At 37.7% G+C, this 12,281-nt stretch carries 10 protein-coding genes and 1 riboswitch; of the genes, 3 read left to right on the forward strand and 7 right to left on the reverse strand.

Going from position 1 to position 12,281, the window contains the following annotated elements:
* Positions 1–71: 71 nt before the first annotated feature.
* Positions 72–1,271, reverse strand: coding sequence for a phosphoglycerate dehydrogenase (locus BIV60_RS13235; RefSeq protein WP_071356213.1), 1,200 nt, complete (start codon positions 1,269–1,271; stop codon positions 72–74).
* A gap of 139 nt (positions 1,272–1,410) precedes the next feature.
* Positions 1,411–1,490, reverse strand: a riboswitch (ZMP/ZTP riboswitch).
* A gap of 415 nt (positions 1,491–1,905) precedes the next feature.
* Between BIV60_RS13235 and BIV60_RS13240 the strand changes: the two genes are divergently transcribed.
* The gene (locus BIV60_RS13240) at positions 1,906–2,322 is read left to right on the forward strand and encodes a DoxX family protein (protein WP_256218409.1); all 417 of its coding nucleotides are present in this window, start codon (positions 1,906–1,908) and stop codon (positions 2,320–2,322) included.
* Between the two features lie 81 nt (positions 2,323–2,403).
* Here BIV60_RS13240 and yeiL read toward each other — a convergent pair whose 3' ends face one another.
* Positions 2,404–3,075 (reverse strand): transcriptional regulator YeiL, encoded by a 672-nt coding sequence (yeiL, locus tag BIV60_RS13245; protein ID WP_071356214.1) that lies wholly within the window; start codon positions 3,073–3,075, stop codon positions 2,404–2,406.
* An 80-nt stretch (positions 3,076–3,155) separates the two neighbouring features.
* Here yeiL and BIV60_RS13250 point away from each other — a divergent pair, with 80 nt between their 5' ends.
* Entirely contained in the window at positions 3,156–4,334 is a 1,179-nt protein-coding gene (locus tag BIV60_RS13250) for an MFS transporter (protein WP_071356215.1), read from the forward strand.
* A 111-nt stretch (positions 4,335–4,445) separates the two neighbouring features.
* Here BIV60_RS13250 and BIV60_RS13255 read toward each other — a convergent pair whose 3' ends face one another.
* From BIV60_RS13255 to BIV60_RS13275, 5 genes are all read right to left on the reverse strand, one after another.
* Positions 4,446–5,987 (reverse strand): malate:quinone oxidoreductase, encoded by a 1,542-nt coding sequence (locus BIV60_RS13255; protein ID WP_071356216.1) that lies wholly within the window; start codon positions 5,985–5,987, stop codon positions 4,446–4,448.
* Positions 5,988–6,368: 381 nt separating this feature from the next.
* Positions 6,369–7,610, reverse strand: coding sequence for a beta-ketoacyl-ACP synthase II (fabF, locus tag BIV60_RS13260; RefSeq protein ID WP_083402236.1), 1,242 nt, complete (start codon positions 7,608–7,610; stop codon positions 6,369–6,371).
* Between the two features lie 354 nt (positions 7,611–7,964).
* The gene (locus BIV60_RS13265; protein WP_071356218.1) at positions 7,965–9,215 is read right to left on the reverse strand and encodes an O-antigen ligase family protein; all 1,251 of its coding nucleotides are present in this window, start codon (positions 9,213–9,215) and stop codon (positions 7,965–7,967) included.
* Between the two features lie 223 nt (positions 9,216–9,438).
* Positions 9,439–10,656, reverse strand: coding sequence for a lysophospholipid transporter LplT (lplT, locus tag BIV60_RS13270; RefSeq protein ID WP_071356219.1), 1,218 nt, complete (start codon positions 10,654–10,656; stop codon positions 9,439–9,441).
* Between the two features lie 328 nt (positions 10,657–10,984).
* Entirely contained in the window at positions 10,985–11,878 is an 894-nt protein-coding gene (locus BIV60_RS13275; RefSeq protein WP_071356269.1) for a LysR family transcriptional regulator, read from the reverse strand.
* A gap of 236 nt (positions 11,879–12,114) precedes the next feature.
* Here BIV60_RS13275 and BIV60_RS29665 point away from each other — a divergent pair, with 236 nt between their 5' ends.
* The gene (locus BIV60_RS29665; RefSeq protein ID WP_177177291.1) at positions 12,115–12,273 is read left to right on the forward strand and encodes a hypothetical protein; all 159 of its coding nucleotides are present in this window, start codon (positions 12,115–12,117) and stop codon (positions 12,271–12,273) included.
* The last annotated feature ends 8 nt before the right edge of the window (positions 12,274–12,281 follow it).

A 12,281-nucleotide genomic window follows, 5' to 3' on the forward strand; every position in this document is an offset into this window, starting at 1 on the left:
CCACGAAGCATTTAGTTATACGGGTTGATGAACTTGTACGAAAAACCACAATCTATGCGAAAATAGTCTTATTAAATAATACGGGCTGTAACAATTCCTTCAATTTGGTTAATTTTTTCCTCTATACTAGGAAGAATGTCCCCGTTTACTTCGTTATCAATATCAATCATGGTATAAGCATAATCTCCGCGGCTTCTGTTCACCATGTCAGCGATGTTCAAATGATAGCCTGAAATGGCAGATGTAATTTGCCCTACCATGTTCGGAACATTTAAGTGGAAAGCTGTTACACGTCTCTTACCAGTGTATGGCAGGGTGGCATTTGGGAAGTTGACTGAATTCTTGATATTTCCAGTCTCCAAAAATTCTTTTACCTGGCGTGCAGCCATAATCGCACAGTTTTCTTCTGATTCTTGTGTTGATGCCCCCAGATGCGGAATGGCAATCGTATTTTTCATTTGCAATACATTTTCATTCGGGAAGTCTGTGATGTACTCACCAACGATTCCATCTTCAAGTGCAACCGCCATATCCACTTCATTTACTAGCTCACCGCGGGAGAAATTCAAAATATGCACGCCCGGCTTCATGATGCTAAATGTTTCTTTATTAAACATACCTTTTGTATCAGGGGTAAATGGAACATGTACTGTAATATAATCAGATTCCGCGAACAACTGTTCAATTGACATAGCACGTTTTACATTGCGAGACAGATTCCAAGCCGTATCAACAGAAATGAACGGATCAAAGCCGATGACATCCATATCTAAATCTAGTGCATCATTTGCCACAAGCGCACCAATGGCTCCTAAACCGATAACACCCAAAGTTTTCCCCTTAATTTCTTTGCCAACAAATTGCTTCTTTCCCGCTTCAACTAGTTTCGGGACTTGGTCACCTTCACCTTCTAACCCCTTTGTCCAAGCTATACCAGCAAAAAGATTACGGGATGAAGCAATTAAAGAGGTTATGACCATTTCTTTTACTGCGTTTGCATTGGCACCTGGTGTATTAAAAACAACAATTCCTTGTTCCGTACATTTATCAACGGGAATATTATTTACACCTGCGCCTGCACGAGCGATCGCCTTTAATTGATCGCCGAATTCCAATGAATGCATATTGAAGCTTCGAACAACAAATGCATCCGGGTTTTCATTTTCATTGTCGATAATAAAAGAATCCTTATTGAAAACTTTTAGCCCGCTTTCTGCAATAGCATTTAAGGTTTTAATAGTTTTTATTTTTTCTATAGTTACTGTGCTCATTTGGTTTCGCCTCTTTTGTTTGTTAGATTTTAAATCTTATAGACTATTATAAATAATCAAAAATATATACGCTAGTCAACAGTTATTTCCTTTTTATCTCCTCCTAATAAACAGAAAGAGGCAAGGGGTATATTTCCCTTACCTCTGCCCAGGCGAACGGCTGTCGACACTATGTGCTCCCTCACGGTTCTCCGCGCTTCGCCAGTTACACATAGCCTTTTTATTTCCTCCATTTTATCAAGTTCTTTTTAAACCATCAACTAAATTAATTATTTAATTTTTAAAATTTTGATTTCAAAAGTTACCGTTCCTTTTCCCAGTTGGAAATTTCCTCGCGAACACGAGGTGCCACTTCTGTCCCCAACAGCTTGATTGCTTTCATGACATCCTCATGCGGCATCGTTCCAACCTCCTTAATCCATATAGTTCTTTCCTCCTACTATACAAAAAAAACAGTTACTGTCACCACTCATGAACACTGTAAAAATAAGCAGCCTCTAATTTTCCAGGTTTCCTTCTAGGCCAGTTTTTCTCCTTCGAATAAAAATTGTCTTTTTTAGCCAAAATAAGCCATCTATATCTTTTTAAATAACGCTTTCCTTTTAAAATAAATTTCACAGAAGGGGATAGGTGCATGACCGAAAATATGGTACTTGTAAATACCGGATTGTTAATCATTCGACTGGTTATTGGATTAACCTTTTTTGGACACGGAGCACAAAAGCTTTTTGGCTGGTTTGGTGGACCAGGAATAGAAGGAATGGGAAACTGGCTAAAGACCCTGGGGCTTGAACAGGGGGCAAAGGTCTGGGCAATCCTGGCTGGCTTGTTTGAATTGATTGGCGGATTACTTTTTGCTACAGGTGTTCTAACTTGGCTAGGAGCCATTATGATTGTCATTGTTATGATTGATGCCATTTATGCCGTTCATGGTAAAAATGGATATTGGTTGACCAACGGCGGATTTGAATACAATCTTGTGTTAATTGCAGTTTGCATTGGCACAGCCTTGATTGGACCAGGAGACTATGTTTTACTTTACAAGCCTTAAGGCACTTGAAAAAGCTGACTCCTTTGGGTCAGCTTTTTCAAGTCTATCGTAGATAGATGCAGGAACAAAAGTTAAGATTGATTATTCATTCCTCAACATCTCAGAAAGCTCATTTAATTTATGAGGCTGTTGAATGCGATAATGATGCCCTTCCTTTTTCAAATACCCTTTATCGCAAAATTGGGCAAATACATGCAATAAATGCCGGTAGGATACACCTAGAAAATCACAAACCGTTACATGTTTCTCCTTATATACTTCTTCATCAGCAGTTTGCAAGATAAAATCCGCAAGCCGGTTTTCAAGCTGGAAGGCGAGACTTTGAGAATACTTTGCAGCCATTTGAGTTGCTTTAATGCTTAAAAATTTGGTCAGTTCACGAAGAAAGATCACATCTTCCAACATTTGTGTGAGGTAGTGATGAAAAGGAATCGCAAAACAAATAGTTTGAGTGGAGGCTTGGATCCCTTTTGTATAGTACACCTCATTTAATAGCTCCATTTCCCCAATATAATCTTGTGCATTGATAAAATTAATCAAAGACACTTTCCCATTGTGATGCGTGACATAAATTTTTGCTTTTCCTTCAATGACGTAAAATAAAAAATCTGGCCGCATCCCCTCTCGAATAATCCATTCATCACGCTTATATTCGTGTACTTCCATAAACTCTTCAATTGGAAAAGAAAATAAATGTGATATGGAGAATCTCTCCAAAAAATACTGCCTTTTCTCCTTTTTATATATTTCCATCATCCACACCCTAAATATGAGATATCTCATATTATTGTACGGATCATCTTGATATGATGCAAACATCGGAGGGATTGACAATGAATACACAACGCTGGATGAGCAGACAGTTTTTCAGTTTTTATATGACATGGGGTGTTTTCCTCCCTTATTGGACTGGGTGGATGATTCATACAAAAGGAATTACGGTTGCACAAGCGGGTTTGATTATGAGTTTGGGATTAGTTGCGAGAGGACTTTCAACATTATTTGTCTTTCCTTTTTTATCAAGGAAATTCAGTAGTAAAACCTTACTAAATGGGATGTCTTTCACCACACTAATTGCCATTCTGTGTTATATTCCAGCTGATTCCTTTGTAAGTTTACTTATCGTAACGTTATTTTTGAATTTTGTTTACCCTCCATTGATGCCTGCATTAGATAGCACAGCTAGCGTTCTTGTGCAAAGTAAACAATTAGGGCATTATGGGAAGAGCCGCTCTTGGGGGTCAATCGGGTTTGTCGTTGCTGGGATGATTTTGACCATCTTTACTGGGGCGCTTGGAGACGATGTGATTTTATGGGCGCTATTACTATGCGCATTGGTATTTGTATGTTTTGGTTTAATGAGCGCGCCCGCTATTTTATCTAAAAAACCGCAAGCGGGTCAAACAAAAAAAGGCGGTATGTTAAAATTATTTCGGATCAAGCACTTTGGTATAGTGCTCATCATTGTGATTTTATTGCAAGCAGCACATGCTTCTTATTACAGCTATGGCTATATTTATTTACAAGAAATCCACGCACCCAAATATTTAATTGGTGTAATTATTAATATTGCCGTGATTGCAGAAATCATTTTCTTTTTCATTGCCGATTCGGCATTCAAAAAGTTTTCCGTTGGCTCCCTACTAACACTAGCAGCATTTGGTTCAACCATACGATGGATATTCGTATTTGCCTTTCCAAATATCACTGTATTCTGTATCGCACAAACATTGCATGCATGTTCCTTCGCAATGGCGCATTATGCCTTTATGAAATACTTAATCAAAAATATTCCACATGAGCAGATTCCAATGGCACAGGGTATATATTCTGCGTTGGCACTAAGCTGGAGCACTGCGGTGTTCACCATTTTTGGCGGATATTTATATGAAATGGAGCCAAGATACTCCTTTATCGGGATGATTATTTGCACCATTCCCGCAATGCTGCTTGCGGTTGTTTATCAGAAATTAGATTCTAAAAAAAGAGTCCAAACCCACCTAAAAAGGTGATACAAAAATTTGTATCACCTTTTTCAAATTTAAAATGAATAAAATTCTACAAAAATACAGGGCTGTCGACAAATTTTGCAAACAGCCCATAATGATGCCCTTTTAACCGTTTTAAACAGATACAGTTTCCTTTTTCTGCAAATCTTTCTCGTTGTTAGTTGTTGAACCACCTTCGCCTAGGCCAAGCGCCCAAGCTGTAAAAGTATGAAGTTCGTTGAAAAGCTCTGGGTTTTCCACGAGTTTCACGCCATATGAAGGAATCATTTCTTTTATTTTCGGTTCCCACTCTTTTAGATGTTGCGGGAAGCATTTTTCCATGATTTTAAACATGACGGAAACGGCGGTAGATGCACCAGGAGATGCACCGAGCAATGCAGCGACTGAGCCATCAGCTGCGCTAACAACTTCCGTACCAAATTGAAGCGTTCCTTTGCCGCCAGCCTCAGTATCTTTGATTACTTGAACACGTTGACCCGCTACCACGATATCCCAATCTTCGCTTTTAGCGTTCGGAATAAATTCTCGTAACTCTTCAATCCGTTGTTCTTTCGATAACATAAGCTGCCCGATCAAGTATTTTGTCAATGGAATATTTTTCGCACCTGCCGCTAACATCGTTAAGACATTATTCGGTTTTACAGAACCAAATAAATCCATATTGGAACCAGTTTTTAAGAATTTGGGCGAGAAGCCGGCAAATGGTCCAAAAAGCAATGATTTTTTGTTTTCAATAAATCGTGTGTCAAGATGCGGCACAGACATTGGAGGTGCACCAACTGCTGCTTTTCCGTATACTTTTGCATGATGCTGCGCTACTACCTCCGGGTTGTTACATACAAGGAATAATCCGCTTACAGGGAATCCTCCAATATGCTTGCTTTCAGGAATACCTGTTTTTTGCAGTAAAGGCAGGGACCCGCCGCCACCGCCGATGAAGACAAATTTTGCTGTATGGCGTTCGATTGCACCGGTATCCATATTCCACACTTTCAATTCCCATAAGCCGTCGCTATTACGTTTAATATCATCCACTTGATGTTTGTATTTAATATCAACGTCTTGATTCTTTAATTGGTCAAACAATATGCGCGATAATGCACCAAAGTTGACATCTGTTCCAGAGTCGATTTTTGTAGCAGCTATAGGTTCATTCGATGCCCGACCTTCCATAGTAAGTGGAATCCATTCCTTCAATTTCTTCGGATCATCAGAAAATTCCATCCCTTGGAACAGAGGATTTTTAGAAAGCGCTTCAAAACGTTTTTTCAAAAATGATACATTTTTTTCTCCAAATACTAAACTCATATGAGGCAATTGTCTGATAAATTCTTGCGGATTACCTATCAGATCCTTGTTCACAAGATAAGACCAAAACTGTCTTGAAACCTGAAACTGTTCATTAATATTGATCGCTTTGCTAATATCTATAGATCCGTCCTGTTTTTCGACTGTATAGTTAAGCTCGCATAGTGCGGAGTGGCCTGTTCCGGCATTATTCCATTCGTTAGAACTTTCTTCTCCCGCTTTGTCGAGTTTCTCAAACACTGTAATATTCCAGTCCGGTTCTAATTGTTTCAAGAGTGTCCCCAGAGTCGCACTCATGATTCCGGCACCAATTAAAATAACGTCTGTTTTTGTTTGTTTGCTACTCATTTTAACCGTCCCTTATCCCCTAAGATTTGCAGAAAGGATGTAGACGCTCCCACTTAGGCATCACAGCAAGCCAGGGGCTCGACTAGTCACACACCTTTTCTGGATAAAATATAACCTATTTACAGTGTAACACTATTATTTGTATATTAAAATATTTTGATAGCATTAAGGTAATTAAAAAGCTTGTAAAAAGAGGGAATTCTGTCCACAATGCCTAGAAACATGAAAAAATCAAGGTCTATTAACTAGCCTTCCTCTCTTTTATTGATTTCGTGACACCTTCTTTTATTTTGGAATCACAGTTACTACAGCTAATAAAGCTAGTCCAAAATAGCATTTACCAGCAGTCCTATGCTTGCAGCAGCATTCATGGTACACAGTTTATTGACTAAACTTCTTAAAAATTAATGTGACATTATGCCCGCCAAATCCTAATGAGTTTGATAGTGCGATTTGAATATCCTTCTTCTTCGCCACGTTGGGAACATAATCTAAATCAAGTTGTTCATCAGGTGTTTCATAATTAATCGTTGGAGGGAGGAGCCCTTCCTTAATGGCTAATAGAGAAAAGATTGCTTCAAGGGCACCTGTTGCTCCCAGCATATGTCCTGTCATCGATTTTGTAGAACTGACTGAAAGGGTATAAGCATGCTCCTTGAAAACTTCCTTGATAGCTAATGTTTCATTCAAATCGTTATAATAGGTGGATGTTCCGTGAGCATTGATATAATCCACCTGTTCTGGAGAGATTCCGGCATCTGCTAATGCTAGTTGCATGGCCCGCTGTGCACCTTCTCCTTCTGGTGCAGGTGTCGTAATATGGTGAGCATCACCCGTAGCACCATACCCAATCAGTTCACCATAGATGTGTGCACCACGTGCTAGGGCATGCTCTAATTCCTCTAGTACCAAAATTCCAGCGCCTTCCCCAATAACAAATCCATCACGATTCTTATCAAATGGCCGGCTAGCCGAATTTGGATCTGGATTTTTCGAAAGAGCAGTCATATTCGAAAATCCTGCAACGGTCATTTCTGTAATCGTTGCCTCTGTTCCGCCGGCAATCATCATTTCCACATCCCCTTTTTGGATCGCTCGGAATGCATCACCAATTGAGTTAGCGCCCGATGCACAAGCTGTCACTGAACAATTGTTGATTCCTTTTGCTCCAAGTTCGATGGAGACTTGGCCTGCTGCCATGTCCGGGATAAACATCGGAATCGTAAACGGATTGACCCTTCTTTGACCTTTTTCGATAAATTTCCGGTGTTGTTCCTCAAACTCACCCAAGCCGCCAATTCCTGACCCAATCCAAACTCCGACCCGTTCAGGCTGAATATTCACACCAATCTCAATACCTGCATCCCTTACAGCCATTTTACTTGCCGCAACAGCGAACTGACTGTAGCGGCCCATTCTTCTTGCTTCTTTTTTATCCATAAATTCTTCTGGAGCAAAGTTTTTTACTTCTGCAGCAATTTTAATATCCACTTTTTCTACATCAAATATCGTTGCCGGACCAATTCCCGATACACCATTTTTAATATTATTCCATGTCGCGGTCACATCATTCCCCAAAGGAGTGACTGCTCCTATCCCGGTAACCACTATTCTTCTAAGCATATGTTGCCCTCCTCTATTCATTATTCAAATTATAATTCAAAAACAGTGTTAAAAAGAAGAGTTTGTATTTTTAAAGTAATTAAAGAAAAAACCACAACTTCTTAAGCTAAGTAGTTCCGATAATCTGGAGAAAAAATTAAATCAAAGAGTAAATAACAATATTATTAACACAATAAGGAGGCGCATGAAAAAATTCATGCACCTCCTCTAAATCCGTATTTTCTTAATGAATTATGAACATCTTAAATTATTCGGACAATGATCATTAACTCAGTGAAGATTAAAAATAGGCTTAAATGGTTTATAAACTCGTACGTAGACTAGCAGGTTTTGCTCTTTTTCGTTATTCTATTCCTACTTATGGATAAACTTAAATATTTTTGCTGGAAAAAAACGATATATACTACCCATTCTGATTTCATAGTCCAATATAGCTAAATGCTCAGTATACCTGTCCCAAAAAGATAGGAGAGGGATTACTGCCAAGGCCGTTTGCGGTGACGACAATGGGTGATCTAAAATACCGGTGAAAAGTAATATGGGTAGTGAAAGAATTAAAGTTTCCAACATAATCTTTTGGTCTGAAGAACACTTGACCAAAGACAGGTACTTTACCACCGTCCAAAGCAGAAGAACGACAAATCCAAGACCTCCAAGAGTTCCGAATTCAGAGAAAAAAGCTAATAATATATTATGTGCATGTGGTACAGGTGCTCCAAAGGCTGAATAAGCAGCTTGAAATCCCATTGGAGTAGTGCCAAAAAAGAAATGTTGCTCCCAAATACGAATGCTGTTTTCCCATATTTGTCCCCTAACCAAGGTAGACTTTCCAATCAAATTAGACCGGGGCAAGATATGCAGCAGAAATGGCAGTAGAAATACCACGGCACCGCTTACCCAAAATCCAATCTTTCTTCGATACCGAAACAAGAACAAAAGAAAGATTATGACCATCGTAATGACGCCGGCTCGCGATTGAGTTGCGACGATTCCATAACCTAAAAATAAGACCAAGAACCAATCCATGCTTTTTAAGGAATTAAAAATTTCCTTTTTTCTTAACAGTTTACTAAGAACGAGTGAAAAAGATATAAGCAGCAAAAGGCAAGCAAAATTTGGATTATATTCACTTCCCACTAAGCGGGGGTCATTCATATTCCCACCAATCCATTTAGTTCCTAAAAGGAGTCCCCAAATGGGGTGTGCCCGAAGTGATTCTGGAAGAAACCTCGTAAGAACGGAATAACATCCTCCTGCAATTACAATCCATTGATATCTTTTAAACATTGAAATTCGGATACTTTCTTTCGCGCGTAAATATAAGCCGAGATATCCAAGCAACAAAGCAAAAACCAGACCATATTCTAGTTTTTTGGCAGTAATTGCAGCACCAATCGTTGAGACCATCAAGCAAATAAAGAAAAAGACAGTCACATTGAATGGGAATTTACTACTAGATTTCATCATTCGCTGAATATGATGCCACCCCATAATTAAAAGCCACAGCATACCAAAAGGCGGTAAAATAAAAAGCAATAAAACTCCTATTTCTAGAGGCCGATCTTTTATAAAAAGTAAATGTGACCTATACTTGTATGATTTCATCATTCTCCCCTTTTTCTAGGAATATAGATGTTCAGAACTTCATTGGAACACCATAATATCTCCCGAAAAGCAAAATCCGGCACAAGACTGGATTTTGCTCTTTAAAAAATTGATTTAGGAATTAGAAAATCCAAAAACTATCATACATCGAAAATATGAACATTTTATTAATAAATAATAAATGTCCATAATCACCCATTTTATATATAAAATGACCAGTCCCTCATGTGTCGAGGGACCTAGCCTTTTCTCCTTTAAAGTTTTTAGATTTATATCTTAAATACAAAATAAATAAGAAATAAATAACACCAAATGTAACAAGGGAAGTTATTACGGAAAAGCCATATCGAGCATTGAGAAGATAGACAGTGTATGTGCCAAATAACATCATCGTATTATCGACAAAATTTTGGACGGCAATTGTTTTACCAACACCAAGTGTTTCATTACCCTCCTCTTGAAGCGTAGCATTTAAAGGAATAATGAATAAACCAGCGAATATTCCAAGACCTAACAGCAATAAACAGACGAAAATTTGCGCAACTAAAGTATGGCCGTAAATGAGCGGGAAAATAATCGCAAACCCGGCAACAATTAAACCATACACATTTGCACGGTAAAACGTTTCAACGGATGTATATTTTCTAGCTAGTAATGATCCAATGACAATACCTATAGCAGTCATTCCAATAATTAAAGATAAAGGAAAACCGCTTTTAATTCCTAGGTTTAGAGGGATCCACAGAAATAATGCATTTTTTATGACCACAGAGATCATCCAGAAAGCACCACTTCCGACAAGGGTAAAATTCAGTCGAGGATTTTGAAAAGCAAATTTTACATCTTGGAAAAATTGTAATGCTTCTTTTTTATAATTTAACTTCTTGTTTCCGCCTTTGGCGGGGATATTTAATGCCAACAAAACAGATATTATATAGACGCCTAAACAAAAGAATTTTCCAAATACAGTATAAGAAGATAAAATACCGCCAACAACCGTCCCCATGATAATCGCTAAAATCGTGAAACCTTCTAACTTGCCATTCGCCTCAAGTAGTTCTTTATTCCCTTTTGTTAATTCTTTTAAAATACCATATTTAGCAGGGCCATAGATCGCTGCTCCGAGACCGATTACCCCATAACTTAATGCTGGACTAAATCCTAATATCAACAATAATATTCCTATGACTTTCACCGTATTCCCTGTAAAAAGCACCTTTGATTTCGCATTTCGATCAGCGAATGTGCCCACAAATGGGGCAAATAATACATAGGCAAATAAGAAGAATGTTTCAACTAAAAAAATATAAGGATTATGATCATCTTTCGTCCCAATCGATTCCTTCAACATAAAAGCAATAATAACGATAATGACACTATCAGCAAAAGCAGATAAAAACTGAGTAATATTTAAAGAATTTATTGGTTTTTTCACCATCATTTTTTCACCCCTTATTAAAGTAATATATGTATGAAGAAGGGATGTTCATAACGAGTTCCTCGTACTTTTTGATATTTATCAACCTTGCCGCAACAGCGAACTGACTGTATCGGTCCATTCTCCTTGCTTCTTTTATATCCAAAAGGAGTGACTGCTCCTATCCCGGTAACCACTATTCTTAAACTTATATGTTGCCCTCCATTATTCATTATTCAAATAAAAGAAAAAACCGCACCTTTTTATGGTGCGGTTATCCGTAAAATACCTAAATGGGGCTTTAATTTAACTTTGAGAATTTAAATCTGGATATCAGCGTTAACAAAATGGATTAAACCTTTTTAAAAGCTTTTGTAACCAATGTCTCAATAAAATTCACAAAAGCCTTCACGACATTCCATTCTAAGGATTCTTTATGATAGTACATCCATGTTCTGCGTAAAATAGGATTTCCTTTTTGGTCTGTTAAAACTATTTTATATAAATCATCTATATCTTTAAGTATACGACTGGACAAGAAGCCATAGCCTAATCCATTTAAAACCATTTCCTTACAAGTATCAACCTGGTCCACTTCTATACTGATAAAAGGGGGCTGTGAATAATTTTCGGCCCACCAATTATCAATTAATGATTTTAATAAGTAATCTCCATTATAGTCAATTCTGGGGAGATTAGGTAAATCCACAATATCAATCGCTTCCCTCGACGTAACAGAAACGGTTTCTTCCAATAATAAATGTTTCTTTAGTCCCCGGTAGCTATAGTCGCCGCGAACAAAGCCGATATGAACATCCTTATTGTGTATAAGTTTCGTTACATCTTTACTCCAGCCTGTAACCACTTTAAATTCCACATGAGGATACTGGCTTTTAAATAATTTCAAAATATAGGGCAGTTCATAATTGGCAAAAAAGTTGGATACCCCTAATTTCAGTGTTCCTACAACCTCATTGCCAGACGTTTGACTCATATTCCGAACATGCTCTTTTATTTTGTTATATTGAGCAAGGATATTATCGGCACACTCAACCAGATATTCTCCCTCTGGGGTAAAATGGATCCCTCTGCTTTCGCGGGTTACGATTTTGACACCTAATTCCTCCTGCATGTGTTTTAAACGATTGGTTAATGCAGGCTGGGTAATAAACAAAAGCCGTGCTGCTTTCGTTAGGTTCTTCTGACTATAGAGGACCTTTAGTATTTCCCAATCACGATAATCCACTAATTTCACCCTAATTCTTCCATATAAAAGTTTTTTATATCTAATTATAAATTTTTGGAATTTTATTTATTTCTATTATTACATTATCATTTAACCGTAGCAATGAATAATTACTTCTTAAAACCCTGATTGAAACTTCATTAAAGCTAAATCATCTTTAAGGGTAAACTTTAACCATGTTTATTGACATCATTTTGACAAGACATAAATAACTTAAAAAAATCGGAGGAATTTTTATGTGGATTATAACTCATTATTTAGATTCAAATATATCTCAGTTTGAATTTGAAACCGAAGAAGAGGCAAGAGAGGCTCTTAAAAACTTGAAGGGCTGTAAAATCCTTTCTGAAGTTATCTATTTTAATGATCCCTGTTTTCAGCAAGTAGTAGCTTAAAATATTTT

It is taken from the genome of Bacillus sp. MUM 116 (assembly GCF_001866655.1).
Taxonomy (GTDB): domain Bacteria; phylum Bacillota; class Bacilli; order Bacillales; family Cytobacillaceae; genus Neobacillus.

Bases quoted from the DNA above. Each gene is read 5' to 3' on its own strand.
- BIV60_RS13235 (WP_071356213.1), bottom strand. From the start codon at position 1,271: ATGAGCACAGTAACTATAGAAAAAATAAAAACTATTAAAACCTTAAAT.
- BIV60_RS13240 (WP_256218409.1), top strand. From the start codon at position 1,906: ATGACCGAAAATATGGTACTTGTAAATACCGGATTGTTAATCATTCGA.
- yeiL (WP_071356214.1), bottom strand. From the start codon at position 3,075: ATGGAAATATATAAAAAGGAGAAAAGGCAGTATTTTTTGGAGAGATTC.
- BIV60_RS13250 (WP_071356215.1), top strand. From the start codon at position 3,156: ATGAATACACAACGCTGGATGAGCAGACAGTTTTTCAGTTTTTATATG.
- BIV60_RS13255 (WP_071356216.1), bottom strand. From the start codon at position 5,987: ATGAGTAGCAAACAAACAAAAACAGACGTTATTTTAATTGGTGCCGGA.
- fabF (WP_083402236.1), bottom strand. From the start codon at position 7,610: ATGCTTAGAAGAATAGTGGTTACCGGGATAGGAGCAGTCACTCCTTTG.
- BIV60_RS13265 (WP_071356218.1), bottom strand. From the start codon at position 9,215: ATGAAATCATACAAGTATAGGTCACATTTACTTTTTATAAAAGATCGG.
- lplT (WP_071356219.1), bottom strand. From the start codon at position 10,656: ATGATGGTGAAAAAACCAATAAATTCTTTAAATATTACTCAGTTTTTA.
- BIV60_RS29665 (WP_177177291.1), top strand. From the start codon at position 12,115: ATGTGGATTATAACTCATTATTTAGATTCAAATATATCTCAGTTTGAA.